The organism is Actinoallomurus sp. CA-150999 (assembly GCF_050942425.1).
Taxonomy (GTDB): Bacteria; Actinomycetota; Actinomycetes; order Streptosporangiales; family Streptosporangiaceae; genus Actinoallomurus.
Genome location: NZ_CP192063.1, coordinates 8,112,306 through 8,136,998, shown reverse-complemented (window position 1 = coordinate 8,136,998; position 24,693 = coordinate 8,112,306). Strand labels below are relative to the sequence as shown.

General features: G+C 70.2%; 23 protein-coding genes. 11 read left to right on the top strand and 12 right to left on the bottom strand.

The features are described from left to right. Positions 1-29 precede the first annotated feature (29 nt). The 5 genes from ACQP2O_RS37620 to ACQP2O_RS37600 are packed head-to-tail and all read right to left on the bottom strand — an operon-like array spanning position 30 to position 5,064. Complete coding sequence (locus ACQP2O_RS37620; RefSeq protein WP_433173646.1) at positions 30-779, bottom strand: ABC transporter ATP-binding protein; 750 nt, start codon at positions 777-779, stop codon at positions 30-32. After that, positions 776-2,407 (bottom strand): benzoylformate decarboxylase, encoded by a 1,632-nt coding sequence (gene mdlC, locus ACQP2O_RS37615; RefSeq protein WP_433173644.1) that lies wholly within the window; start codon positions 2,405-2,407, stop codon positions 776-778. The genes ACQP2O_RS37620 and mdlC overlap by 4 nt, the downstream gene beginning before the upstream one ends. Then, the gene (locus ACQP2O_RS37610; RefSeq protein WP_433173642.1) at positions 2,404-3,261 is read right to left on the bottom strand and encodes an ABC transporter permease; all 858 of its coding nucleotides are present in this window, start codon (positions 3,259-3,261) and stop codon (positions 2,404-2,406) included. Before ACQP2O_RS37610 ends, mdlC begins: the two co-directional genes overlap by 4 nt. Beyond that, complete coding sequence (locus ACQP2O_RS37605; RefSeq protein WP_433173640.1) at positions 3,258-4,067, bottom strand: ABC transporter permease; 810 nt, start codon at positions 4,065-4,067, stop codon at positions 3,258-3,260. The genes ACQP2O_RS37610 and ACQP2O_RS37605 overlap by 4 nt, the downstream gene beginning before the upstream one ends. Positions 4,068-4,077: 10 nt before the next feature. Further along, positions 4,078-5,064 carry an ABC transporter substrate-binding protein gene (locus tag ACQP2O_RS37600; RefSeq protein WP_433173638.1) on the bottom strand — a complete coding sequence of 329 codons (987 nt, stop codon included), beginning with the start codon at positions 5,062-5,064 and terminating at the stop codon, positions 4,078-4,080. A 681-nt stretch (positions 5,065-5,745) separates the two neighbouring features. Here ACQP2O_RS37600 and ACQP2O_RS37595 point away from each other — a divergent pair. The 9 genes from ACQP2O_RS37595 to ACQP2O_RS37555 all read left to right on the top strand — a co-directional run bounded on the left by ACQP2O_RS37595 (position 5,746) and on the right by ACQP2O_RS37555 (position 14,927). Beyond that, entirely contained in the window at positions 5,746-8,733 is a 2,988-nt protein-coding gene (locus ACQP2O_RS37595) for a nitrate- and nitrite sensing domain-containing protein (protein ID WP_433191277.1), read from the top strand. Beyond that, on the top strand, positions 8,730-9,131 hold the full coding sequence (locus ACQP2O_RS37590) for a roadblock/LC7 domain-containing protein (RefSeq protein WP_141959232.1): 402 nt from the start codon (positions 8,730-8,732) through the stop codon (positions 9,129-9,131). Before ACQP2O_RS37595 ends, ACQP2O_RS37590 begins: the two co-directional genes overlap by 4 nt. Positions 9,132-9,133: 2 nt before the next feature. Next, positions 9,134-9,583, top strand: coding sequence for a DUF742 domain-containing protein (locus tag ACQP2O_RS37585; RefSeq protein ID WP_433173636.1), 450 nt, complete (start codon positions 9,134-9,136; stop codon positions 9,581-9,583). A 25-nt stretch (positions 9,584-9,608) separates the two neighbouring features. Continuing rightward, on the top strand, positions 9,609-10,169 hold the full coding sequence (locus ACQP2O_RS37580; protein WP_433173634.1) for a GTP-binding protein: 561 nt from the start codon (positions 9,609-9,611) through the stop codon (positions 10,167-10,169). A gap of 35 nt (positions 10,170-10,204) precedes the next feature. After that, positions 10,205-10,981 carry an SGNH/GDSL hydrolase family protein gene (locus ACQP2O_RS37575; protein ID WP_433173632.1) on the top strand — a complete coding sequence of 259 codons (777 nt, stop codon included), beginning with the start codon at positions 10,205-10,207 and terminating at the stop codon, positions 10,979-10,981. Between the two features lie 170 nt (positions 10,982-11,151). Beyond that, on the top strand, positions 11,152-12,153 hold the full coding sequence (locus tag ACQP2O_RS37570) for a LacI family DNA-binding transcriptional regulator (protein ID WP_433173630.1): 1,002 nt from the start codon (positions 11,152-11,154) through the stop codon (positions 12,151-12,153). A gap of 19 nt (positions 12,154-12,172) precedes the next feature. Further along, positions 12,173-12,928: an ATP-binding cassette domain-containing protein gene (locus ACQP2O_RS37565; protein ID WP_433173628.1), complete on the top strand. Its 756-nt coding sequence runs from the start codon at positions 12,173-12,175 to the stop codon at positions 12,926-12,928. Between the two features lie 5 nt (positions 12,929-12,933). Continuing rightward, complete coding sequence (locus ACQP2O_RS37560; protein ID WP_433191275.1) at positions 12,934-13,944, top strand: ABC transporter permease; 1,011 nt, start codon at positions 12,934-12,936, stop codon at positions 13,942-13,944. A gap of 14 nt (positions 13,945-13,958) precedes the next feature. Continuing rightward, entirely contained in the window at positions 13,959-14,927 is a 969-nt protein-coding gene (locus tag ACQP2O_RS37555; protein ID WP_433173626.1) for an ABC transporter substrate-binding protein, read from the top strand. A gap of 146 nt (positions 14,928-15,073) precedes the next feature. On the opposite strand, the gene ACQP2O_RS37550 is transcribed toward ACQP2O_RS37555, so the two are convergent. The 4 genes from ACQP2O_RS37550 to ACQP2O_RS37535 all read right to left on the bottom strand — a co-directional run bounded on the left by ACQP2O_RS37550 (position 15,074) and on the right by ACQP2O_RS37535 (position 17,932). After that, a complete protein-coding gene (locus tag ACQP2O_RS37550) occupies positions 15,074-16,042 on the bottom strand; it encodes a helix-turn-helix domain-containing protein (RefSeq protein ID WP_433173624.1) in 969 nt (322 codons plus the stop codon). A gap of 196 nt (positions 16,043-16,238) precedes the next feature. Continuing rightward, positions 16,239-17,069 carry an alpha/beta fold hydrolase gene (locus ACQP2O_RS37545; protein ID WP_433173622.1) on the bottom strand — a complete coding sequence of 277 codons (831 nt, stop codon included), beginning with the start codon at positions 17,067-17,069 and terminating at the stop codon, positions 16,239-16,241. Positions 17,070-17,255: 186 nt separating this feature from the next. After that, entirely contained in the window at positions 17,256-17,792 is a 537-nt protein-coding gene (locus tag ACQP2O_RS37540; RefSeq protein WP_433173619.1) for a hypothetical protein, read from the bottom strand. Beyond that, on the bottom strand, positions 17,789-17,932 hold the full coding sequence (locus tag ACQP2O_RS37535) for a hypothetical protein (protein ID WP_360895198.1): 144 nt from the start codon (positions 17,930-17,932) through the stop codon (positions 17,789-17,791). Before ACQP2O_RS37535 ends, ACQP2O_RS37540 begins: the two co-directional genes overlap by 4 nt. A gap of 197 nt (positions 17,933-18,129) precedes the next feature. Between ACQP2O_RS37535 and ACQP2O_RS37530 the strand changes: the two genes are divergently transcribed. Further along, positions 18,130-18,591, top strand: a complete 462-nt coding sequence (locus ACQP2O_RS37530; RefSeq protein ID WP_433173617.1) for a helix-turn-helix domain-containing protein — start codon at positions 18,130-18,132, stop codon at positions 18,589-18,591. Beyond that, complete coding sequence (locus ACQP2O_RS37525; RefSeq protein ID WP_433173615.1) at positions 18,584-18,952, top strand: DUF4180 domain-containing protein; 369 nt, start codon at positions 18,584-18,586, stop codon at positions 18,950-18,952. The genes ACQP2O_RS37530 and ACQP2O_RS37525 overlap by 8 nt, the downstream gene beginning before the upstream one ends. Before the next feature lie 52 nt (positions 18,953-19,004). Here ACQP2O_RS37525 and ACQP2O_RS37520 read toward each other — a convergent pair whose 3' ends face one another. The 3 genes from ACQP2O_RS37520 to ACQP2O_RS37510 form a co-directional block, all read right to left on the bottom strand. Further along, on the bottom strand, positions 19,005-20,603 hold the full coding sequence (locus ACQP2O_RS37520) for a rhamnogalacturonidase (RefSeq protein ID WP_433173613.1): 1,599 nt from the start codon (positions 20,601-20,603) through the stop codon (positions 19,005-19,007). 172 nt (positions 20,604-20,775) lie between these two features. Further along, complete coding sequence (locus tag ACQP2O_RS37515; protein ID WP_433173611.1) at positions 20,776-24,021, bottom strand: TIM-barrel domain-containing protein; 3,246 nt, start codon at positions 24,019-24,021, stop codon at positions 20,776-20,778. Between the two features lie 75 nt (positions 24,022-24,096). Further along, the gene (locus ACQP2O_RS37510; RefSeq protein WP_433173608.1) at positions 24,097-24,657 is read right to left on the bottom strand and encodes a GNAT family N-acetyltransferase; all 561 of its coding nucleotides are present in this window, start codon (positions 24,655-24,657) and stop codon (positions 24,097-24,099) included. Positions 24,658-24,693 lie beyond the last annotated feature (36 nt).

Genomic DNA, 24,693 nt, shown 5'->3' with positions numbered 1-24,693 from the left:
GATGTGGGGCTGCGCGAACGGGATCAGGGCTAGGCGCGGACGAGCCGGCCGACCTCGGCGCGCATGTGCACGAACTCCGGCAGCTCCCGGGTGGTGATCTGGTCGCGTTTCGACGGCAGTCCGACCGCCAGGTCGGCGACGATCCGTCCCGGAGCCCGGCTGAGCACGACGACCCGGTCCCCGACGTAGACGCTTTCGTCGATGTCGTGCGTGACCAGCAGGATCGTCATGCCCTCGTTACGTACCTGCAGGACGAGGTCCTCCAGGTCCTCGCGGGTCTGCGCGTCGACCGAGCCGAACGGCTCGTCCATCAGCAGCAGCGCGGGCCGGTACGCGAGGGCACGGGCGATCGACACGCGCTGCTGCATCCCGCCGGACAGCTGCCAGGGGTACTTCTGCGCCGCGCCCCCGAGGCCCACCGCCTCGAGCACCCGGAGCGCGGTCGCCTGTCGCTCGGCCTTGGACCGGCCGCGCCGGCGCAGGGGCAGCGCGACGTTGTCGCGCACGGTCAGCCAGGGCAGCAGGGAGCGGCTGTAGTCCTGGAAGACGACGGCCAGATTGTCGGGCACGTCGTTGATCTGCACGCCGTTCAGCGCGATCCGGCCCTGCGAGGGCTTGATCAGCCCGGCGATGCAGCGCAGCAGCGTGGACTTGCCGCAGCCGGACGGCCCGACGATGCTCACCAGCTCGCCCTGGGCGATCTCGAGGTTCACATCTTCCAGGGCCGTGTGGTCGGCGTAGTAGTGACCGACCTTCTCGATCTCGAGCAAGAGGTTCACCTGGTCCCGGAGTCGTTGGGGGAGGAGTAGGCGGAGGACGTGCCGGCGGCCACGGACACGTCCAGGATGAACGGGCCGTCCTGCCCGAACGCGTGCGACAGCGCCTCGGCGAGGTCCGCGGCCCGGTCGACCCGGCGTCCCGGGCAGCCCAGCCCCGCGGCGATGGACACGAAATCGATGCCGTGCAGGTCGGTTCCCGGCACGTCGGGGATGTCGATGCGGCGGCCGAGCGCCTTCACGGCCTCGTACGCCTGGTTGTTCAGCACGATGAAGGTGACCGGCGCCCCGTGCCGCGCCGCCGTCCACAGCGCCTGGATCGAGTACATGCTGGAGCCGTCGCCGACCACGCAGACGACCCGCTCGCCCGTCCCGGCCAGGGCCCGGCCGACCGCGACCGGGAGCCCCCAGCCGAGCGCCCCACTGCCCGTGGTGAGGAATCCGCCGGGCCGGGTGATGGGCAGCCGGTCGTGGAGCACGTCCCGGTGGCTGGGTACCTCTTCCACCAGGACCGCGTCGTCGGGCATGAGCCCGCGCAGGGTCTCGACGACCAGCGCCGGCTCGATCGGATCGGTCACCGGGGGAGCGGCGAGCCGGGGCCGGGGAGGCGGTGCCGGCCGGTCGGCCTTGTCGACGAGTTCGAGCAGGGCGGTGACGCCGGCGCGGATCGTCGTGAGCACGCTCGTCCCCACCGGCGCCCAGGCCGTCTGCGCGGGATCGCAGTCGAGGTGGAACAGCCGCGCGCCCTCCGGCAGGTACGGGCCCTCGGTGTGCACGTGGTACGTGAAGATCGGCGCGCCGATCGAGACGATCACGTCGTACGGCTCGAGGGCGCGGGCGAGCTGGTCGCGCACCGGAGGCAGGAAGCCGCGGAAGAGACGATGGTCCTCGGGGAAGCCCGACCGGCTGGACAGCGGGCTGATCCACACCGCCGCGCCGGTGCGCTCGGCCAGCCCGATGACGGCGGGCGACGCGCCGTCGTCGTCGACGCCGGCCCCCACGATGATCGTCGGATTCCGGGCGGAGTTCAGCGCGTCCGCGAGCTCCCGCAGCGCCCGAGGGTCGCCGACGAAGCCGGCGTGGACCTCGCGCGGTTCGACCGGGTGCGCGGGACGATCCCAGTCATCCTCGGGGACCGAGATGAACACCGGGCCGCGCGGCGGCGTCATCGCCACGTGGTACGCCTCGGCGAACGCCGCCGGGACGTCCTCGGCGCGTTCGGGCTGACGGCTCCACTTGACGTACGGGCGGGGGAACAGCGCCGGTTCGTCCGCGGACAGGAAGGGGCGGGTCGGGAGCATCGCGCGCGACTGCTGCCCCGCGATGACGAGGAGCGGCACCCGGTCGCGGTAGGCGTTGAAGACCGCGCCGAGCGAGTGCCCCACGCCGCCCGCCGAGTGCAGGCTGACGACGGAGGCGCGGCCGGTGCCCAAGGAGTGCCCGGCCGCGGCCGCGACCGCCACGGACTCCTGCAGCCCGAGGACGTAGGTGAAGTCCTCGGGCCAGTCCTGGAACATGCGGAGCTCGGTGGAGCCGGGGTTGCCGAACAGTGTCGTCAGGCCGGTCTGCCGGAAGAAGTCGAAGACGGCGTCGCGGACCGTGAATTCCGTCCCATGCCGGGCCGTGCTCATGTGCTCTCCGTTCTGCGGGCCGATCGATGCCATGCCAGCGAGCGGCGTTCCACCGCCAGGAGCATCATGTTGAGCACGTAGCCGAGGATTCCGAGCAGGACGATGCTCGCCCACACCGTCGGCAGGTCCGACCGGCTCTGGGCGTCGTTCATCATGTACCCGATGCCGTTGGTGGTCCCGGGCAGCAGCTCGGAGAACACCATCAGGATCAGCGCGAGCGACAGGCTGAGCCGCAGCCCGGCGAAGACCTTGGGCATCGTGGACGGCAGGATGATCTTGAAGAGCCGGGTGGCCGCCGACAGCCTGAACACCCGGGCGGTGGCCAGCTGCAGCTGGTCGACCGAGCGCGCGCCGTCCGCCGTGTTGAGCAGGATCGGCCAGATCGCGCTGAAGATGATCGAGGCGAGCTGCATCGGCGTGCCGAACGTGAACAGCACGACGAAGACCGGGGCGAGCGTCGGAGGCGGGATGACGCGGAAGAACTGGAACAGCGGGTCCAGGTAGGCGAACATCCGGTCGGAGCGGCCGAGCAGCAGCCCCAGCGCCACGCCGACGACGGTCGCGGCGGCGAGCCCGACGGCCATCCGGGCGAGACTGGGCAGGATGTTGTCCGTCGCCGTGGAGGTCAGGAACAGGTGCGACACCGGCCCGGAGAACCACAGATGGTACATCTGCTTGACGATCTTCGAGGGCGGCGGGAAGAACACGCTCTTCGCCGCGCGCGTGCCGATCTCCCAGAGGACGACCACGACGATCAGGGCGAGCCAGCGGTGCAGGACCCCGGCGAGCACGCCCAGGCTGTAGCGGGCCGGCCTGGTGTCGGCGCCGGTGGTGGCAGCGGTGGTACTGCTCATGACCGACCTCCCGACTGCGCGGCGTGCCAGCGGAACAGCCGCTGCTCGGCCTGGACGAGCAGGGCGTTGATGATCAGGCCGAGGGCGCCCGCCCAGACGGTGCCGGCCAGCACGTCCTTCGCGCTGTCCGTACCGTTCTCCGCCTGCGCGATGAAGATCCCGATGCCCTGGCCGAAGCCCGACAGGATCTCGGTGCCGACCGCGAGGATGAGGGCGACCGCCGCGGCCAGCCGGATGCCCGTCGCGATGAACGGGGCCGCGGCCGGGAGCGAGACCCGCCACATGACCGCCAGCCGGCCGAAGCCGAACGTGCGCAGGGTCTCCTTGGCCACCGGGTCGACGTCCTGCAGGCCGTAGATGGTGTTGTACAGCACCGGCCAGAGCGAGGCGTACACGATGAGCGTGCTCTCGGTCCTGATCCCCGCGCCGAGGATGAGGCCGACGAGGGGGATGAGCGCGACGGAGGGGATGGGCCGCAGGAATTCGAGGATCGGCCGGAGCGCGACGCCGACGGCGGGAACGCCGCCGATCAGGAGGCCGAGCGGCACTCCGCCTGCTACGGCGATCGCCAGCCCGAGGGCCCACGCCTTGATGGTGCTGAGGAGGTTCGTCTGGAAGTCCGGGTCGGCGGCCAGGCCGACCGCCCGCGCCAGGATGTCGGAGGCGGGCGGGAGATAGGAACGGTCGACGATCCCCGCCCGGCCGAGGATCTCGCTCGCGGCCACAAGAATCGCGAGCCCGACGGCCCCGCGCAGCCACCTTCCGCTGCGCGAGAGCCGCCGGGTTCGCGGGTTGTGCTCGGTCATACCTCTGTGATCACTTGCCTGAGGGACTGAAGATGAGGCTCTTGGCGTCGATCTTGCTCTTGAGCAGGCCGTTCGTCTGCATGAGGTCGAGCAGCCGCTGGATGCGCGCCGGGTTGATGTCCGACGCGTAGCCGGGCAGGCTCAGGACGGACGCCGTCTGCGCGTCGACGTGCGCATACCCGGGGAGCACCGACTCGACCTGCTTGCGGTCGCTCGACGCGATCTGCTGCCCCTTCTCGAGCGCCCGCTGGAACGCCGCCGCGGTCTTCGGGTACTTCGTCACCCAGCTCTCGGTCGAGAAGTAGCCGCTGACCGGCAGGTCGGTGACCGGGGCGCCGCCGACGTCGAGGACCATCCGCGCGCCGAGCTTGCGCTGCATGTCCGTGCCGAAGGGCTCGGCGGTCAGCGCGACGTCGATCTGGTGCTTCTGCAGCGCGGCGCCCATCTGCGGGAACAGGACCTGGACGTAGTGGACCTTCGAGGGGTCGACGTTGTTCGCCTTGAGGACCTCGTTGAAGGTCAGGCTCTGGATGTTGTTGGGAATGTGGACCGCGATCTTCTTGCCCTCGAGGTCCTTCGGCTGCTTGATGGGCGAGTCCTTCGCCACCATCGCCGCCATGAACCGGGGGGCGGAATCCGCGGCGTCGGAGACGATGCGGATCTTCAGCGCACCTTGGGCATACATCTGAATGAACGAGACATAGTTACCGCCGGCGATGACGTCGACCTGTCCGTTCTTCAGCGCCGGCACAGCGTCGGTGCTCTTCGCTACCGGCACCAGCTTTACGTTGAGCCCTTCGGCTTGGAAGAGCTTCTGCTGCACGGCGACATGCAGACCCGCGGAGTCGACCACGGGCAGGGCCGCGACTGTGACGGTCTTCTTCTCGAGGCCACTTCCTGAAGAGGAGGACTTTGAGCCGCCCCCGCAGCCCACGGCAAGGGCGGCGGTGAGAAGAAGACTCGTGAGGAGGGCGGGGCGAGACCCAAACCGTCTCATGGCGCTCCTTTGTAGGAGAAGAGGGGAAGAGGGAGCAAGCGGGGTAACGGGGGTCGCGCGCGCGGTCAAGCGTCTGTCAACTCGACAAACCGCTTTTTGGCGCGAACAGGGGGGAGGTTACAGCACCAGTCCCCAGATGCGCAGTGGACAGAACCGCACTTGTTTACCTTCCGTCAAGAGAGATTTGTCCCGGTATGCCCCATGTGTACCGATCTCACGGTGTTGCGACCCTCGAAGCGCGCTCTGTGTCCGTCTGGGGTCCCATGTGTGCCGATCTGGGACGGTCGCGACCGGGCCCGGCGGCCCCTTCGGCCGCCGGGCCGGGGGCCGTGTCCAGGCATCCGTGGCCGCCCGTCGCCGGTCCCTTGCGAACCGTGAAATCGCCGTCGTCCATTGCTGAGTGCGATGACTGCCGTCAACATGCCGTCTAATATCACGCAGAATGAATGGCGAATTACGTTCCGTTAGTGGTGGTTGAGCGAGTTTCGGTTACACTGAGCGGCGATGAGGTTACTCCTACATCAAACCGGCTTGCAGTATTTGGATCTCTTTGCGAGTGGTCCCCGCTGTGTGCTGCAATGTCGGACGCTGGACGGAAGACGCGATGGACCCCCTAGTCAGCGCCTCCTTTTCTAACCAGCACGGATCCTTACCGTGAGAGGGTGTAAACGCCAAGTGCGGATGCAACCAAACGACGAACCTGGTGACCGCACTCCGCTGCCGATGGCGGTGGAGGATGGCGGCACCTCGCCTTCCGGGTCTGCGGGGCCCGGCAGCAGGTTCCGGCTGCGTAACTGGCGCGTGCGACAGCGGTTGATCGCCCTGATCCTGATCCCGACGGTCGTCGCGCTCGCCTTCGGTGGGCTGCGAATCGCCACCTCTGTCAGCCAGGAGCAGTCATACAGCCGGGTCGAGCGGCTGGCGGAGCTGGGCAGCCAGATCACGACTCTCGTTCACGCTCTCAGCAGCGAACGAGACCTGACGGCCGCCTACATCTCGGCCAACCGTGATCCCGCGTTGCTCTCGCAGGTGGAGCAGTCGTACCCGAAGGCCGACGCTGCCGCTGTGCAAGTGCGGAAGCTCGCCGACGGCATCAACGCGTCGTACGGCGCGCAGGTCGTCGCGAACACCACCCGCATGCGGAACCGGCTGGAGGCCATCAGCAACCTGCGCCAGAACGCCGCCAAGACCAAGATGCCGGCGTCGTCCGTGATCCTCGTCTACTCCGAGTCGATCCAGGACCTGCTGGCCTTCAACGACGTCATCTCCCAGGGCGTCGCGGACGAGAAGCTCTCCAACTCCGTGCGAGCCCTCGTGGCCCTCTCGCGCGCCAAGGAGCAGGCCTCCGAGCAGCGCGCGGTCCTGTACTCGGCCGCGCTGGGCGGCTCCATCGGCGTCAGCGACATGACGTCCCTCTCCGCGGCCGTGGCCCGGGAGGACAGCGAGATCGCCTCCTTCCGCGAGGCCGCGACGTTCGATCAGGCCCAGCTGTTCGACGACACCGTCATCGGCCCGCAGGTCGACAACTCGGCCGTGCTCCGGCAGCGGGCGATCTCCCTGGGCCTCGGCGGCAAGGCCGCCAAGCGCCTGGACCTCGATCCCCAGACGACCGATGACGCCGGAGAGTGGCTCAAGGCGTCGACCGCGAAGATCGACCTGATGCGCCAGGTCGAGAAGAAGCTCGCCGATCAGGTCATCGCGGGCAGCAAGGACCGCCGGGACGGCGCCCTGCAGTCGGCGATCCTCAACGTCGCCGCGATCGTCATCGTCCTCATCCTGGTCCTGATCGTCACCCTGGTGATGGCGCAGTCCCTCGTCAGCCCGCTCCGCCGGCTTCGCTCCGGCGCGCTGGACGTCGCGAGCCACCGCCTGCCGGAGCTGGTGCGCCGGCTGCGCGACCCGGAGGCCGGCAACGAACCGATCACGGTCGAGCCGATCGCCGTCCAGAGCACCGACGAGATCGGTGAGGTCGCGCGCTCCTTCGACGAGGTCAGCCGCGAGGCCGTACGCCTGGCGTCCAACGAGGCGCTGCTGCGAGGCAACGTCAACGCGATGTTCGTCAACCTCTCCCGCCGTAGCCAGTCGCTGATCGAGCGCCAGCTGCGGCTGATCGAGGACCTGGAGCAGAGCGAGCAGGACTCCGCCCGGCTGGAGGCCCTGTTCAAGCTGGACCACCTCGCGACCCGTATGCGGCGCAACGGTGAGAACCTCCTCGTTCTCGGCGGCCAGGAGCAGACGCGCCGCTGGAACAAGCAGGTCGCGCTGGTCGACATCGTCCGGGCCTCGCTGTCCGAGGTGGAGCAGTACGAACGGGTCACCCTGCGGATCCAGGACGACGTCTCGGTCATCGGCCGGGTCGTCAACGACCTCGTGCACCTGGTGGCCGAGCTGGTGGAGAACTCCACGACCTTCTCCCCGGAGCACACGAAGGTCGCGGTGTCGGGCCACCTGCTCAGCGGCGGCGGCGCGATGCTCCAGATCTCCGACAACGGCGTCGGCATGTCGCCGGAGGAGCTGGAGGAGGCCAACTGGAAGCTGGCCAATCCGCCGACCATCGACGTCTCGATCTCCCGGCGGATGGGCCTGTTCGTCGTCGGCCGGCTGGCACAGCGCCACGGCATCCGGGTGGAGCTGCGCGCTGCCCTGTCGGGCGGCCTCACCGCGTTCGTGATCCTCCCCGCGAACGCCATCCACGGCCAGGACGCGAATCAGCCGAGCCCCCGGCGCCTCGACTCGCCGATGGAGGCGGCGGTCCGCCGGCCGCTCGCGGCCGAGGCGCCCGCCGCGCGCGGGCAGCTGTCCCGGGGCCCGGAGCCGGTCGCCGCCGCACCGGTGCCGGACACGCCGTGGGAGCCCGCGCGGAACTTCACCGAGCCGGAACCCGACACCGCGCCGTTCGAGAGGCAGGCGCCGCGCGCCCCCAGGGAGGCGCCGCGGAACCCGGCCGAGCCGCCCCGGAACCCGTCGGAACCGGTCTGGAACCCCCGGGAGGCCGCACGGCCGCCGGCGGAGCCGGCACACGACCAGGCCGAGCCGCCGCAGGGATCGCCGCTGCCCAAGCGCAAGCCGGCGAGCACTTCGCCGCCCGGACGGAGCGCCGCGCCATCGGCGCCGGGCCGCTCGGGTCCCCCGGCGGGCGCTCCGCCCGCGGCGCGTCCGGCGCGACCGCAGAACCCGCCGTTCCCCCCGGCGCGGCAGCCGGCTCGGCCATCGGTGACGGGATCGACGCCCGACGCGAGTCGTTTGGGCGACGAGAACGGAGGACGTTCCCCTATCTTCGAGGCAATGCAGTCGGAATGGTTCCAACGCCGCAAGACAGGATCAATGGCCAAGTCTGAGTCGCCCCCTCCGCAGGAATGGTCCTCGCCAGCAGACGAGGGATTCCGTGCGGCGGAGACGGTGCGCGCCCCCGCGGTGGGTGGGAAGACCGCGGCCGGCCTGCCGAAACGGGTCCCCGGAAACAACCGGATCCCCGGATCGGTAGGCTCGGCGAGGCCGGCGCCACCACAGCCTCAGCAATCGGTCCAACAACCGGTCCAGTCGGCCCGGCCGGCCTTCCAGCCGCCGGAAGCCGAAACGGTACGGAACCGATTCTCCAGCTTCCAGCAGGGCGTACGCAGGGGTCGCGCCGCGATCCGGCCCGAAGATGATGAACGGGAGAACCAGTGAACAGCCGCCAGGATCTCAGTTGGCTGGTGACCACATTCGTCGAGCGCGTCCCGCGTGTCGCGCACGCGGTCGTGGTGTCCTCCGACGGCCTGCCGATGGCGTACTCCGAAGGCTTCCCGGCCGACCGCGTCGACCAGCTCGCCGCGATCGCCTCTGGGTTGACCAGCCTCACGCAGGGTGCGGCGCGGATCTTCGAGGGCGGGGCGGTCACCCAGACCCTTGTGGAGATGGAACGCGGTCTCCTCTTCGTGATGGCTATCAGCGATGGCTCGGTGCTCGGCGTCCTCGCCGCGCCCGACTGCGACATGGGATTGGTGGCCTACGAAATGGCACTGCTCGTCGAGCGCGTCGGTCGGGTGCTGACCCCGGCGCTGCGCGCGGAACCAGGGATCGGTTAAGGGTGGACGGCGGCCGGTACGGAAACCGGGACTTCGGCGCGTATCACGGGTCGGGCTCCGGACCGCACCACAACCCGCCGCCGGGGCCGCCCCCGCAGCCCTCGGAGACGGGAGAATCGAGCTCGCTGGTACGGCCGTACGCCGTCACCGGCGGGCGTACCAAGCCACGGTACGACCTGCCCATCGAGGCGTTGATCTCGGCGGCGCCGTACCCCCGCCGGGACATCACCACTCTCACTCCTGAATTCAAAGCCATCATCGATCTATGCCGGAACTGGCGTTCGGTGGCGGAGGTGTCAGCGCTGCTGAGGTTGCCGCTCGGCGTCGCGCGTGTGCTCATCGCTGACATGGCACACGAAGGTCTGGTGCGGGTGCACCAGTCCCCCTTCACCGAGGGACAGCCCGACCTCCAGCTGCTGGAAAGGGTTCTCGTTGGACTTCGCAAGCTCTAGTCCGGGCGGCGCCGTCTCGCCCGGCATGACCTCCGTAAAGATCATCGTCGGAGGCGGCTTCGGTGTCGGGAAGACGACCTTCGTCGGCTCGGTCTCGGAGATCATGCCGCTGACGACCGAGGCCGTGATGACGTCGGCCAGCACCGGGGTCGACGACCTTTCCGCGACGCCGGACAAGACGACCACCACGGTGGCCATGGACTTCGGCCGGGTGAGCCTCGACCAAGAGCTCATCCTGTACCTGTTCGGTACGCCCGGTCAGCACCGGTTCTGGTTCATGTGGGACGACCTGGTGAAGGGCGCGATCGGCGCGGTCGTCCTCGTCGACACCCGCCGGCTGGCCGACGCCTTCCCGGCGGTCGACTACTTCGAGGAGTCGGGCCTGCCGTTCGTCGTCGGCGTCAATGGCTTCGACGGCGTCTACAACCACGGCATCGAGGACGTACGGGAGGCGCTGACCATCGGGGCGCACGTCCCGATCGTCACCTGCGACGCCCGGAACCGCGAGTCGACCAAGGTCACGCTCATCACGCTCGTCGAGCACGCCTTGACCATGCGGGCGAGGGGCGTACCGATCAACCACTGAACCCGGTTCGCCGCCTAATACCTGATGTTGCATCATTGTCCGACGTGACTGAAGCTTCGACGTACACCTCCTATGTCGCCATCGGCGACAGCTTCACGGAGGGCCTGGAGGACCCGGCCCCGGCCGCGGGCTACCGCGGCTGGGCCGATCGGCTCGCCGAGCACCTCGCCGCCGAAGGTCCCGGACTCCGCTACGCCAACCTCGCCGTCCGCGGTCGGCTGCTGCGGCAGATCGTCGACGAGCAGGTGCCCCGTGCGGTGGAACTGCGGCCCGACCTGATCACGTTCGCCGGCGGAGGCAACGACCTGCTCCGGCCCGGCGCCGACCCGGACGCGCTCGCGGCGATGTTCGACGCCGCCGTCCGGCGGCTGCGTGAGACCGGCGCCGAGGTGGTGATCTTCACCGGCTTCGACCCCCGGGACGTGCCGGTCCTGCGCCGCATCCGCGGCAAGGCGGCCATGTTCAACCTGCACCTGCGCGCCATCGCGGACCGCCGCGACTGCCACCTGGTCGACCTGTGGTCGATGCGGCTGCTGCTCGACCCGCGTGCCTGGGCGCAGGACCGCATCCACCTGTCCCCAGAGGGGCACCGCCGGGTCGCCCTCGCCGCCTGCGAGGCGCTGGACGTACCCGTGACGGGAGACTGGCGCGATCCCTGGCCGTCGGCGCCGCCGGTCGACTGGCTCACCTCCCGTCGGAACGACCTGCAGTGGGCCCGCGCGTACCTCCTGCCGTGGATCCAGCGGCGCCTGCAGGGCCGCTCGTCGGGCGACGAGGTCGTCGCCAAGCGCCCGGACCTGCTCCCACTCTGAGCCGCGGCCGTACGGCCTGGGCCCCGGAACTGCTCTGAGCCGGGCCGCCCGCTCCGAGCGGCTGTACGGATCGCCGCGATCGTGGTGATCTTTTAAGGTCTGGCGGTCTTGACGCATGCGTCCGATGATGAGATGACAACGTTGTCGTCTTATTGGACCGAAGGGGACGCATGCGGCCGACCATGAGGGACGTCGCCCGGCGGGCGGGGGTCAGTCTCAAGACGGTGTCCCGCGTCGTGAACGGCGAGGTGGGCGTCCGGCCGGACACCGCGGAGAAGGTGAACGACGCCATCGCCGCGCTGGGGTTCCGCCGTAACGACATCGCGCGGGCTCTGCGCGGCGGGAAGCGCACGCGCAGTCTCGGGCTGGTCATCAAGGACGTCGGCAACCCCTTCTACTCGCAGATCGCGCGGGGCGTCGAGGAGGTCGCCCGCGCCCACGACCTGTTCGTGATCTCTGGGTGCTCCGACGAGGACCCCGCCCGCGAGCGGCACCTCATCCGCTCGCTGTGCGAGCGCCGCGTCGACGGGCTGCTCGTGGTCCCGTCCGCCGCCGACCACCGCTACCTGATCCCGGAGCTGAAGATGGGCACCGCGGCGGTGTTCATGGACCGTCCGCCCGAGGAGGCCATCCAGGCCGACGTCGTCCTCATCGACAACGTCGGGGGAGCGCGGGCCGGCGTCGAACACCTGATCGCGCACGGGCACCGCCGCATCGCCTGCCTCGCCGACCTGCCCGGTATCTTCACCGCCCGCGAACGCCGCCGCGGCTACGACGAGGCACTCCAGGCCCACGGCATCCCGGTCGACGAGTCACTGGTCCGCCTCGGCCCGCACGACGTGGCCGGGGCGGAGGCCGCGATCGCCGAGCTGCTGGCCCTCGGAGACCCGCCGACCGCCGTGTTCACCGGCAACAACCGGCTGACCATCGGGGCCCTGCGCGCCATCCAGGCGGCCGGTTCGAGGACGGCTCTCGTCGGGTTCGACGACTTCGAGCTCGCCGACATGCTGGCCACACCCGTGACCGTGGTGGCGCACTACCCGGCCGAGATGGGCCGCCGCGCCGCCGAGCTGCTGTGCCGGCGCATGGACGGGGAGGACCTGCCGCCTCAGCGCGTGCTGCTGCCGACCCGCCTGATCGTCCGTGGCTCGGGGGAGTCGCCGCCGCTCTGACCCACAGGAAGGTGCACCGTTGACCGAACCACTGCTGGAGGCACGAGGCGTCACCAAGCGCTTCGGCCACGTCCAGGCCCTGCGCGGGGCCGCCTTCACCGCCCATCCGGGTGAGGTCGTCGCCCTGATCGGCGACAACGGTGCCGGAAAGAGCACCCTGGTCAAGACGCTGTCCGGCGCGCTGCGGCCGGACGCCGGGCAGCTCCTCCTCGACGGCCGGCCCGTGGAGTTCGCGAGCCCGGTCGACGCGCAACGGCGGGGCATCGAGACGGTCTACCAGGATCTCGCGCTCGCCCACGACCTCGACGCCGCCGCGAACCTGTTCCTCGGGCGGGAGGTGACCCGCTTCCCGCTGCTGAACATCCTCGACCGGGGCGCGATGCGCCGGCGGGCGGCGGAGGCGTTCGACGAGCTCGGCATCCGGCTGCCCGACATGTCCGCGCCCGTACGGCAGCTGTCCGGCGGGCAGCGCCAGTGCGTCGCGGTGGCACGGGCCGTGGCCTGGGCGTCGAAGGTGGTCTTCATGGACGAGCCGACGGCGGCCCTCGGCGTCGTCCAGCGCAAACAGGTGCTCGATCTGATCCGCCGCGTCCGCGACCGGGGCGTCACCGTGGTGCTGATCAGCCACAACATGCCGGAGGTGCTCGCGGTGGCCGACCGCGTGGAGGTGCTGCGGCTCGGCCGCCGCGTCGCCCGCCTCACCGCCGCCGACACCTCCGTCGAGGAGCTCGTCTCCGCGATGACAGGCGGCCTGGATCAAGGGGAGGCGGCGTGACTTCCATGACCGAGACGTACGACACGGCCGAGGAGACTCGTCGGCGGGGGCCGGCGATCCTGCGCAGCAACACGCTGTGGACGCTCGCCGTCCTGGTCGCACTGTTCGTGTTCTTCGCCGTGCTCAAGCCGGCGGAGTTCGCCACGACCTTCAACATCCGCAACGTCCTCACCGAGTCGGCGATCCTGCTGGTGCTGGCGGTCGGGATGACGTTCGTCATCGTGACGGCGGGGATCGACCTGTCCGTCGGCTCGGTGCTGGTGTTCTCGGGTGTCGTGGCGGCCAAGACGATGGTCGCGCTGGGCGGTACGACGGCGGGCTGGGGCGGGATCCTCCTCGGTGCGCTGGCGGGGATCGGCTGCGGCCTCGGCTGGGGGATCGTCAACGGCCTCCTCGTGGCCAAGGCGAAGATCCCCTCTCTGATCGCGACGCTCGGCACGCTCGGCGTCGCGCTGGGGCTCGCTCAGGTCATCACCAACGGCAGCGACGTCAACCGGATCCCGTCCAAGCTCTCCAACGTGATCGGCTTCGGCCTCGTCGCCGGCGTGCCGTGGCTGGTCATCATCGCGGGCCTGATCGCGGTCCTGTTCGGCCTGCTGCTCACCTTCTCCCGGTTCGGGCGGCACACGTACGCGATCGGCTCCAACGCCGAGGCGGCACGGCGCGTCGGCATCAAGGTCGACCGGCACCTGATCAAGGTGTACGCGCTGTCGGGGCTCCTGTCCGGAGTGGCGGGGGTCCTGTCCTTGGCGCACTACAGCACGACGACGATCGCCAGCCACACCTCCGACAACCTCGGCGCGATCGCCGCGGTCGTCATCGGCGGGGCGAGCCTGTTCGGCGGCGTCGGCGGGATCGGCGGGACGGTGATCGGCGTCCTGATCCCCGGTGTCCTGCGCAACGGTCTCATCATCCTCGGGGCACAGCGGTTCTGGCTCGACGTGGCGGTCGGAGCCGTACTGGTCGTCGCCGTCTTCTTCGACCAGTTGCGCCGTCGGGCGCGAGAACACGAATAGAGGGAGGTACGTCGGTGAACAGGTATGTCGTCGTCGCATCGGTGCTCGCGCTGGCCGTGACCGGAGCCTGCGGCTCGGACTCCTCGTCCGGCGGTACGTCGGGCGGTGCCAAGAAGATCACCCTGATCCAGGGCATCGCGAACGAACCGTTCTACATCTCCATGTACTGCGGGGCGAAGGAGGAGGCGGCCAAGCAGGGCGTCCAGCTCAGCGTTCAGGCCCCCGCGCAGTGGGACGTCGCCCAGCAGACCCAGGTGGTCACCTCGGTCGCGGCCTCCCGGCCCAAGGCGGTGCTGATCGCGCCGGTCGACAAGGACGCCATGGCCGGACCGGTCCGGCAGCTGGGCGGCAACGGCAGCAAGGTGATCTTCGTGGACACCGACCTGTCCGACCAGTCCCTCGGCTTGTCCCGGATCTCCTCGGACAACAAGCTCGGCGGGCAGCTGGCCGCCCAGACGCTGGCCAAGCAGATCGGTGACAAGGGCAAGGTCGTCGTCCTGGCTCCCAAGAAGGGCATCGCGACCACCGACGACCGGGTCACCGGCTTCAAGGAGGAGATCGCCAAGCACCCGAACATCAAGCTCGTCTCGGAGCAGTACCCCGGCGACGAGGCGGGCAAGGCCACCGAGATCGTCAACGGCGAGCTGTCCAAGAACCCCGACCTGTCGGGCATCTTCGCGGCGAACCTCGTGACCGGGGAGGGCGCGGGGGCCGCGCTCAAGCAGGCCAAGAAGACCGGTGCCGTGAAGCTGGTCGAGTTCGACGCCAGCCCGAAGCAGGTCGAGGACCTGAAAGCCGGCACGATCCAGGCGCTGATCAGCCAGGAGCCGCTGGACATCGGCCGCCAGGGGATCGACCAGGCCGTCGCCGCCCTCGACGGCAAGCCGGTCACCAAGCAGATCAAGACCCAGCTCGTGGCGGTCACCAAGGACAACGTCGACCAGCCCGACATCGCCAAGTACCTCTACAAGCAGAGCTGCTGAAACCCTCCGGACCGCTGCGGTCCGTCCGGCGCACCCCGGACGGACCGGGCGGCGCGGCGAGGCCAAGGGCGTGTCTGACAAATCCCGTTCGTAGCGAGCGTCGTCTGGGCGCCGCGCGGCCGGACAGCGGATTCGCCAGACACGCCCTAGCTTGCGGAGTCGAGCAGGGCGACGGCGGCCGGTGTGGGGCTGTGCATCGCGAACGAGCCCATCCGCTGCGTCGTGATGAGACCGGCCTCGCGGAGCACGGTGGCGTGCTGGCTCGCCGAGGCGTTCGACACGCCGACGCGTGCCGCCAGCTGCGTGGTGGTGCACGCCTCGACGGCGAGCGTCGACAGGATGACGGCCCGGGTACGGCCGATCAGGGCTGCCAGGGAGCCGGTCGCCACGCGCTCCGACTCGAGCGCGGACCGGGCGAGCTCCCGGGCGATCGGGAACACCAGGGTCGGCTGTGGCCCCGGGTCCGTCAGCATGATCGGGTCTTTCCAGCAGAAGTAGGACGGCACGAGGAGCAGCCCGCGCCGTTCTAGGTGCACGTCGCGATCGACCGGATAGGGCAGTTCGAGGACCGGCTGTCGCCAGCGAGCCTGCGGATGCAGTCCGGTCAGCAGCCGGGTGACTCCCGTGTGTCGCAGCGTCCGGCCGCGAGCGGCGAGATCCGCGTGCACCTGCCGGTCGATCCGCCGGGCGAACGGCGCCACGGCGGCCCGGTGGTACTCGCGGATCGCCTCGGTGAGCCGCCGCACGGCCCGCCGTGATCCATCGGCCAACGCCTGGACGGGGCTCGAGAGGCGACGCGCGGGGGCCAGCTTGGCGATGTCGGCCCGGATCCGCGGCGCCGGGGTTGCCAGAATCCGCTCCATTCCGTCATCCAGCCCGTTGCCGCCTGGAGTCAGGAAATCGGGGGAGTAGCCGCGGGGCGGTGCCAGCTCCAGGAGCCAGTGCGCGGACGTCGGGAACCGCGCGCGGGCCAGCTGCCGCCACGGGTCGAACACGACGGATCCGTCCTGGTCAGCGAGCTTGTGCAGGCTCAGAAGCACGTCCCATGTCGGGTCGGACCCGGTGGCGAGCCGGGTCCGGCCGATATCTTCGAGAGTGAAGTGAATCCGCAGCATAAGACCCCCGTGTGGCCGCTGTGTCGTCGGGCGATATCTTGACGCCCGGCCTTCCACACCCGGTGCCGACGTGTCCGGATCCGGCCACCGCTTCAGAAAAATTCGAAACGTCCGGCCCGGCCATCCGGCTGCCGGGCCATCCGAACACCGGCCGCCCGCCGGGCTCTTCGACCGCGCGTTTCCGGGGCTACGCCGCCTAAGCGCCCGCGAGGACGGCGCGCAGCGATGTCACGAACGCTCCGGGATCTTCGGCGAAGCCGACGTGGCCGCCGGGGAACATCGTCGGCTCGATGCCCAGCGCCGCGGCGAGGGCGGTCGAGGTGAGATCGCAGAGCTGGCCGCTCGACGCCTCGCCGATGCCGATCACGATGCGGGGCGTTCCGGCGCGAAGGGCGGTGATGTCGGGCCGCCAGCGGGTGGTCGGGCGCAGTTCGTGCGTGAAGAAGCGGTGTTCCTGCGCGAGCTCCCGCGCGTCGCGCTCACCTCCGTACATCTGCTCGAAGACCTCGTCGGGCAGCGTGATGCCGGCCGAGGCCAGGAACTTCCGGTGGGCCCCGAGCCGATCCCCGGACAGGAAGGTGGCGATCATGTCCTCCGTCCGGGCGTGCCGTCCGTCGCGGTCGTCGAGCAGCTCGATGAGCGGCGGCTCATGGGCGATGACGGTGTGGACCAGCTCCGGATGGGCCTGGGCGAGTGCCAGGACGCTGACGGCGCCGCCGCTGGAGCCCAGCGCCGCCGCCGGTCCCGCGTCCAGGTGCGCGATGAGCCGGGCGAGGTCGTCGGCGCGTAGCTCGGGGGTGGAGTCCCGGTCCGGGTCGTCGACCGGGCTGCGCTCGACGCCGCGCGGGTCGGTGGTGAGCACGGTGTGGTCGGCGGCCAGCAGGTCGGCGAGTGGCGCGAAGGGCCTGGCGTCCATCGGGGCGCCGACGAGCACCACGAGTGGGCCCTCGCCCCGGACCTCGTAGTACAGCCGTGCGCCGGGCGCCTCGAGAGTCCCGACGGCGGGCGCGGTCGCTGTGTGATCCATGATTTCTCCTGGTCGGTGACGGGGTAGGCACTGTCACCGATACTGACCGCCGAGACGCGGCGGATTCGTCGCTCACCGGCGAACTTCTTCGGCGGAGCGATCCAGGCGATTCCTCTGGCGAGCGGCGGCGGGACGGCGTCCGTACGGCTCTTCCGGCGGAGCCGTGCGGAGACGGCTTCCAAACGGTCAGCCGTACCGTCGCCGGCGGACGGCGTACGCCACCGTGACGGCCGCCAGCAGCGGCCCCCAGGCGACGAGCGGCAGGTAGCACGCGGCCAGGATCACGGCCTTGGCGCCGTGCGGCATCTCCGGATCGCCGCTCGACGAGAAGCCGAAGATCAGCCGCGTCCAGATCAGCATCAACGCGAGCGACCCGAGCGACGCCGGGATGATCGCCGCCAGCGGGTGGACCCGCCTGCCCCGCAGGAACGGCACCCACCGCGGCCAGATCTCGCCCCACGGCCGGACGAGGCCCATGCCGAGGAACGCCACCGTCTCGGACACGGCGGTCAACGCGATGACGTACGGCAGCATGTACCAAGGGCCGTGCCGCGGGTCCATGGAGCCGGTGAACCCCGCCGGAAGGCCGAGCCCGAACAGGATCCGCCAGATCCCCGACGGAAGCGCGCACCACATCGTCGCCTGCGCGGCCCAGTCGGCCCACCGCGGCACCCTGCCTCTGGTCCGCGGCTCGGCGTCGACCGGCACCTCGACGGCGGTCATCGCACGCTCCCGACGGTCCGGTCCGTAGCGGCGTGCCCGGGCTCGCCCGATCCGGTGGCCAGCATCGCTCCCGCGATCAGGGCCGTGAGCGCGGCGACCAGCGCCAGCTTGATCTTCAATTTTCGGTTCGGTCGGGACATCGCGCACTCCTGCGTCACGGGGTCGGGCCATGCGATCCACGATCCCGCCCGCCCCGTCCCCGGCACCTCCCCCGTACGAGCCACCGGCCTCCCCCGGGAGGAGTGACACGAGCCCTGGCACCGGGGCACGGCGGCGTCCACTGCCGAGCGGGCCGATGGGCCGCATCGTTCCCTATTTTCCTCTAAGATAGGGAACGATGACGGAAGAAATGTACTCGGTTGAGCAGGTGGCCGACCGGCTTGGGCTGCATGTGCGCACCGTGCGCGGCTACATCCGCACCGGACGGCTCAAGGCCGTGCGCATCGGTAAGCAGTACCGCATCGCCCGTGCGGACCTCGACGCGCTGGTCGGGCGGCCGCAGGCGGCGGCGGACCGGCCCGCCGGCGTCCCCCACGTGGAGGTGTCGAGCATCGTGCAGATCGACGGCGTCGACCGGGCCACGGCCGACCGGCTGAGCACGCTCGTCCTGGCCGGCACGAACACCGCCCCTGACCCCGCGCACCCCTTGCGTGTCCAGGCCGTCCACGACGAGGAGCGGAACCGCATGAAGATCGTGATACTGGGAGGCGCGGCCGTCACCGCCGACGTGCTTCAGTTGCTCGATTCCGTGCTCGACGCCGAGAGCGGCCTGTTCGCGAGGGAGGCCGACGGTGGCTGACGTGATCCAGGAGCGGGCCGGAGTGCAGGTGCTTCTGTGCGACCCGGCAGGGCCGTCCATCGCCACCACGGAGGATGCGCTGGACCTCATCGGCGCGGCGTTTCTGGGCGCCGAGATGGTGGCCGTGCCCGCGAGCCGGCTGGACGAGCACTTCTTCTCGCTGGGCAGCCGCTTCGCCGGCGAGGTCATGCAGAAGTTCGTGACCTACCGGCTGCGCCTGGCCGTCGTCGGCGACATCTCCCGGCATCTGGCGGGGAGTTCGGCCCTGCGCGCGCTGGTCCACGAGTCGAACCAGGCCGACCACATCTGGTTCGTCCCCGACCTCGACGCGCTCGACGCCCGGCTCCGCGCCGTCGCCTGAGCGCGTAGGCCGGGCGGGTCGACGGCGGCCCGCCCGGCCGTATGACGCGAGGTCACAGTTCCTTGTGGTCGACGTGGTCGAGGTGGACATCGGCCACCGGGCGGCTGGTCGTCACGGTGAAGTCGTCGACGGAGTCGAGCACGAAGGTCGGCGTGTCCGGCGCCTTGTCGATCTTGTCGTGGTGGAAGTCGGCGCGCTTGACGTCCCGCAGCACGATCGCCGGCCGGGTGTCCTGCTGCTGATACCTGACGTCGACGTTCTCGATGCTCACCTGATCGGCGTGCCGGATGAAGAAGCCGAACGCCGGCAGCGTGCCGAACATGGAGGGCTCGGGGTAGGCGTTCTCCAACTCGGGCGGGTTCTGGACCGCGTCCCCGGGGGTGAGGCCGCCGACCATCAGGTGGCGGACGTCGCTGATCCGCACGTCCTCGATGGGATGTCCGGGGATGCCGGCGATCGTGGACGGATAGTGGGGGTCGGCGCCGGTGACGGTGACATTGCTGATGCTGACCCGCCGTAGCGTGCCGATCTGGAGATCGGACGGCCCGCGCATGCGGGAGCCCAGCCGGAGGAAGAACGGCATCTGCACGTCGCGCATCGTGATGTTGCTGACCGTGATGTCCTCGAGGTGCCCGCCGTCGACGGTCTCCAGCGCCAGCCCGCGGCAGTTGTCGAACACCACGTTGGAGATGGCGATGTTCTTGAAACCGCCGTTCGCCTCCGTGCCGCACTTGATGCGGCCGGTGCGCCCGAACTTTCCCCTCTTGTACGTCCCGTCGTACAGCGTGCCGAGGTCGAAGCCGCTCACGAGGCAGTTGTCGATGGTGACGTTCTCGGTGTCCCGGACCTGGTTGAGCGCGTAGGAGCTCTTGAGCACGATCGCGTCGTCGTTGGGTGAGTTGACCATGGTGTTCGAGATCCGGACGTTCTTGCAGCAGTCGATGTCGATGCCGTCGCGGTTGGTGTCGATGACCAGGCCGTCGATCCGGAAGTTGTCCACGCCGGTCGGCAGGATGCAGAAATGGCCGCCGTTCAGCATGGTGACGTCCTGGATGAGGACGTTCCGGCACAGCCTCAGGGCGATCGCCTTGTTGCCCTGCAGCGGCTGGGACTCCTTGCTGCCTCCGCTCACCAGCCCCTTCCCGTCGATCACGCCGGGGCCGAAGATCGTGACGTTCGTCAGGCCTTCGCCCCAGATCAGGCTGTTGTGCCAGTGGCTGTGGCCGTAGTCCTGGTAGGGGTTGCCCGCGCCGGGCTCGGCCGGGTCGTAGCCCTGGGTGGCCGTCGGGGCCGCGGCGAGCAGCGTCGCCCCGTGCGCGATGTACAGCGCGACGTTGCTCTTCAATCGGATCGAGTAGCTGGCATAGGTGCCGGGGGGCAGGTAGACGGTGCCCCCCGGTCCGCCGTCCCTGTGGTCGGCCTTGGCCGCCGCGTCGATCGCCCGGTTGATCGCGGGGCTGTCGATCGTGACACCGTCGCCCTTGGCGCCGAATCGCCGGACGTCGAAGACCCGGCTCGGCCCGAAGGGGTCGATCGGCGGCACGGCGGGACTCGCGGCGGCGGTTCCCTCGGCCATCAGGGGGAGTGCGGCACCGGCCAGGCCCGCCGCGCCCGCGGTGACGATGCCGCGGCGGCTGAATGATCTACCCATGTCATCTCCTTCACGCTGATGCCACACAAACAGCAGAGATCCAATGGGTCAATCGCTGAAAACCTTTGCCTCTCCTGTTTGGCCCGCCTACCGGCTGATACATCCGATGTATTGCCGGATCCGGCCGTTGGGTTGACAGGGGCGAGACAGGGTCCTCGGCCGCGGCACCGGGTCAGCGGAAGTCGACCGTCGTCGCGGCCCCGACCGGCCGGGCGGGGACGGCGACCGTCAGCCTGCGGCGGGCGTCGTCGTACGACCAGCTCCCCTCCGGTGCCTGTACTCCGTCGATCCGTACGGCCGCCGGCCGGTCCGCGGCGGAGAAGACGACCGTCCACTGCCGCTGCGCCACCTGCCCGGGGAACCGGCCGCGCGCCGGGCCGATGCGCAGGACGTGCCCGCCGCCGTTCTCGGTGTACCGGAGCGTCGTCGTGGCCGAGGGATGGGAGCCGGCCGACCGTCCGTCGTCCTCGTACAGCGCGAACGAGCCGTCGGCGCCTCCGGCGACGTTCACCGTGACCTTGCTCAGCGGGTTCTGCACGTCGTTGGTCACATCGTCGGTACGCGTCGGGAGGATCCCGCCCGCCTTGACGAAGACCGGCATCGAGTTCCAGTCGGTCGTGACGTCCCGGGTGGCGGGGCCGCTGTAGGTCTTCCCGGTGAAGTAGTCGGTCCACTGGCCGGGCGGGAACCACACCGACGTCGTCGCGGTCGCGCCGGGCGAGGCCGCCGGGGCCACCAGCACGTCCGGGCCGTAGAGGTACTCCCGGCCCGCCGCGTCGTAGGCGCCCTGCTCGCCGGGGTACTCCAGGTACGTGGCCCGGGCGGCCGGCACACCGGTGTCCGCCGCCTCCTTGGCCAGCGTGTAGGTGTACGGGACCAGGTTCTCGCGGAGGTTGAGGAACCGCTCCGCCGCGACGCGAGCCTGCTCGCCGTACTGCCACGGCAGCCGGTCGCCGTGGTTGCTGTGCAGCCGCAGGATCGGCTGGAACGCCGCCAACTGCACCCACCGTACGTAGAGGTCGTCGGCGAGCTTGGGCCCGCCGTTGTGCCCGCCGATGTCATGGCTGATCGCCGACAGGCCGGTGGCGGCCGACTCGCCCTGCGTGTACCCGGCCTCGAACCGCAGCGTCTGCCAGTCCGAGGTGGTGTCGCCGGTGAAGTGCAGCGTGGTGCGCTTGTCCGCCCAGGGCCCGGTCGGCACCGCCGCCTGGCCGCTGTAGCCGCCGGCCTGCAGGGACCCGTACGCCCGGGAGAAGGCGAACCCGCGCCCGACGTTCTTCGCGGTGTCGGCGGCGTACTGCAGGTTGATCCACGCGTCGGGCGTCACGCCGGGCGTCGAGACCCGGGAGCCCTCACAGCACCAGTCCAGCCACCAGAAGTCCACGCCCTCCCGCTCCATGCGCTGGTGCAGCTCGAAGTAGGCCGCGAGCTGGTCGGGGTCGCCCCAGTCGAACGTGTGGCAGGTCTGTCCCGTAGGCGCGTTGCAGCCGGTGGCCGCCAGCTTCCCCTTGGCCGTGGCCTGCGCCTGCGCGAAACTCGGGTCGCCGCTCATGATGCTCGGGTGGATGTTCAGCGTGCCGTGCAGTCCCTGCGCGTGCTCCCAGGCGAAGAACGCCGCCGCGTCGGGGAACTTGCGCTTGTCGATCTGCCAGCCGTTCCAGGTGCTGGGCCACTTGAAGTCCGTGTCGGTGACGAGGACGTCGAGCGGGACGCCGTCGGAGCGGAACTTCGGCAGGATGGTGTTCTGGTAGTCGGCGGCGGTGAAGTCGTAGTACTCCGAGAACCACACGCCGTACGCCCACCGGGGGAGCAGCATCGACGGCCCGGTCAGCGTCTTGAGGTCGGCGAGCCCACGCTTGTAGTCCTGGCCGTACCCGAAGAGGTAGCCGTCCTGGTACGGCTTGCCGCCGTGGCCGGGCCGCGCGTGCACCGTCCGGGTCGCCGTGTCGAACATCGCGGATGAGGTGTCGTCGAGCAGGTACCACCCGTCGCGGTACAGCAGGCCGGGTGTGGTCAGTGCGCCACCGTCCACGCCGTCGAGGCTGCGCCGGTACCCGCCGAGCGGGCTGTGCACCGGCAGCACCGGCGACCCGGCCGAGGTGACGGCGACGGTGTCGAGGTTGACGTGACAGCTGTCCGCCGTCGGGCAGCCGATCGCGATCGTGTCGGAGCCCTTGGTCAGGGTCACCGGGACGGTGGCCGTCGACCAGGTGTCCCAATCGGCCGTCGGCGGCAGGGACGTCGTCGCGGCCGTGCCGCCGTTCACCGCCGTCGAGACCGTTCGCGGCGTTCCGGAGCCGTTGGCGTACCGGATCTGCAGCGCGTACGGCCCGTCGGCGGGGACGTTCCGCATCGCGATCGTGTCGGACGCGCCGGCCCGCTCCAGTCCGGCGACGAAGGCGTCACCGGAGTGGCCGTTGTGGTCGGCGGCACGCGTCGCGCCACCGCCGAGCGTGCCCGCCTCGGCCTCGCACACGATCCCGTAGTCGCACGGAACCGATGCCGGCGACGGGTACGTCGCGCCGGGCGCCGTGAGCGCCAGGCTGTCGATGTTCACGTTGCCCGAGTCGTTCGCGCCCCGCGAGACGACGAGCGTGTGCCGTCCGGCGGAGAGCTTCACGGCCGGGACGGAGACGAATCCCCAGGTGTTCCAGTCCGCGGTGGTCGGCATCGTGAGCGTCGTCGCCGCGCCGCCGTCGATCGCGGCGCTGAGCGTACGGGTCGTGTTCTTCCCGTCCCCGCCCACGCTGTTGGCGTACCGCAGCCGCAGGTCATAGGTGCCGGCGGCCGGCATGTCGAGGGGGTAGGTGAGCGAGCCGCCGGCGTCCTGGAACCCGGCGGCGAACCCCGTGCCGGTGTACCCGGTGTGGTCCGAGGCGACGGACACCCCGCCCTCGAGCAGGCCCTGTTCCGCCTCGCAGAGCGTCGCGGCGGCGCAGTCGACCGGCCCGCGGAAGGTCGGATGCGCGGTCACCGTCTGCGCCCCGGTCCGCAGGCGCACGGACACGTTGTCCGCGGTGAAGGGCCCGGAGCCGACCTTGTACCGCAGGGTCAGCTTGCCGGTGTCGATGGTCAACCAGCCGCCCGCGACCTTCTTGCGGTACGGCGTCCGGCCGAAGCCGTCCCGCCCGACCGCGTTGAACGTCGCGGCGTCGGTGAACACACCGTCGCCCGCGTACTCCATCCGGATCAACGTCGGGGAGAGCACTTCGAAGCGGGCGTCGCCCGACCGCACCGCCTGCCGGTCGGCCCGCCCTCCGGCCGCAGCGGCGGTCGCGGGCGGCGAACCGGCCACGACGAGGCCGGCCAGTGAGGCCAGCGCGACGCCGGTTCTGACCGGCTTGGATCGCGGTCCGGCCCGCCGACCCGGGCGGGGAACAGGGTTTCGGGCGAGGCGCATGCGGCGGAGGAGGCTCACGCCTGGACTATGAGCGGGATGATCACATTCGTCAATAGGCGATCAAAACCGATCGCCCGGCCCGGCCGTAAGCGGTCAAAAGCGAGTAGGCGGGCCCGGAGTCCAGTCCGCGCGTTCGAGGACATAGACGCGTACGTCTTCGTCATACGGGCCGATGATGTCGTCGTGGTGGCGCATGCCGATCTTGCGCATGATGTTGCCGGAGCCGTGGTTGGCGGGCTGGTAGCGCGCGGCCAGTCGCGCGGCGCCGTGGTCGGTGAACGCCTCGTCGCGGATGGCGGTCGCCGCTTCGGTGGCGATGCCCCGGCCCCAGTGGCGTGGGTCGACCCACCAGCCGATCTCGATCGCGGGCTCGTCCACACCGGGTAGGGGCTGGGGGAGACGGTTGAGGGCGGCGACGCCGATGACCGACTCGTCGTCGGCGTCGTTGAGGACGATGCCGCGCCAGCCGAAGCCGTGTTCCCGCCAGTGTTCCAGGATCGCGCCATGCCGGGTGATGGCGCGCTCGCGGTCCCACGGCCGGCCGTCCCCCAGATAACGGGTGATCCGCGGATCGGCACTGAGCCGGCAGAGGTCCTGCTCGAAGCGAGGGTCCCAAGGCGGCAGGGTGAGCCGCTCGGTGGTCAGCGTACGCATCGTCCAACCGTAAACGCCGCCACGGTCGTGCTTCAT

What these genes read in the sequence shown, in the direction of transcription:
- ACQP2O_RS37510 (WP_433173608.1), bottom strand. Translation starts at nt 24,657, where the DNA reads ATGCGTACGCTGACCACCGAGCGGCTCACCCTGCCGCCTTGGGACCCT.
- ACQP2O_RS37535 (WP_360895198.1), bottom strand. Translation starts at nt 17,932, where the DNA reads ATGTCCCGACCGAACCGAAAATTGAAGATCAAGCTGGCGCTGGTCGCC.
- ACQP2O_RS37595 (WP_433191277.1), top strand. Translation starts at nt 5,746, where the DNA reads ATGCAACCAAACGACGAACCTGGTGACCGCACTCCGCTGCCGATGGCG.
- ACQP2O_RS37520 (WP_433173613.1), bottom strand. Translation starts at nt 20,603, where the DNA reads ATGGGTAGATCATTCAGCCGCCGCGGCATCGTCACCGCGGGCGCGGCG.
- ACQP2O_RS37550 (WP_433173624.1), bottom strand. Translation starts at nt 16,042, where the DNA reads ATGCTGCGGATTCACTTCACTCTCGAAGATATCGGCCGGACCCGGCTC.
- ACQP2O_RS37545 (WP_433173622.1), bottom strand. Translation starts at nt 17,069, where the DNA reads ATGGATCACACAGCGACCGCGCCCGCCGTCGGGACTCTCGAGGCGCCC.
- ACQP2O_RS37560 (WP_433191275.1), top strand. Translation starts at nt 12,934, where the DNA reads ATGACCGAGACGTACGACACGGCCGAGGAGACTCGTCGGCGGGGGCCG.
- ACQP2O_RS37530 (WP_433173617.1), top strand. Translation starts at nt 18,130, where the DNA reads ATGACGGAAGAAATGTACTCGGTTGAGCAGGTGGCCGACCGGCTTGGG.
- mdlC (WP_433173644.1), bottom strand. Translation starts at nt 2,407, where the DNA reads ATGAGCACGGCCCGGCATGGGACGGAATTCACGGTCCGCGACGCCGTC.
- ACQP2O_RS37580 (WP_433173634.1), top strand. Translation starts at nt 9,609, where the DNA reads ATGACCTCCGTAAAGATCATCGTCGGAGGCGGCTTCGGTGTCGGGAAG.
- ACQP2O_RS37600 (WP_433173638.1), bottom strand. Translation starts at nt 5,064, where the DNA reads ATGAGACGGTTTGGGTCTCGCCCCGCCCTCCTCACGAGTCTTCTTCTC.
- ACQP2O_RS37540 (WP_433173619.1), bottom strand. Translation starts at nt 17,792, where the DNA reads ATGACCGCCGTCGAGGTGCCGGTCGACGCCGAGCCGCGGACCAGAGGC.
- ACQP2O_RS37610 (WP_433173642.1), bottom strand. Translation starts at nt 3,261, where the DNA reads ATGAGCAGTACCACCGCTGCCACCACCGGCGCCGACACCAGGCCGGCC.
- ACQP2O_RS37605 (WP_433173640.1), bottom strand. Translation starts at nt 4,067, where the DNA reads ATGACCGAGCACAACCCGCGAACCCGGCGGCTCTCGCGCAGCGGAAGG.
- ACQP2O_RS37570 (WP_433173630.1), top strand. Translation starts at nt 11,152, where the DNA reads ATGCGGCCGACCATGAGGGACGTCGCCCGGCGGGCGGGGGTCAGTCTC.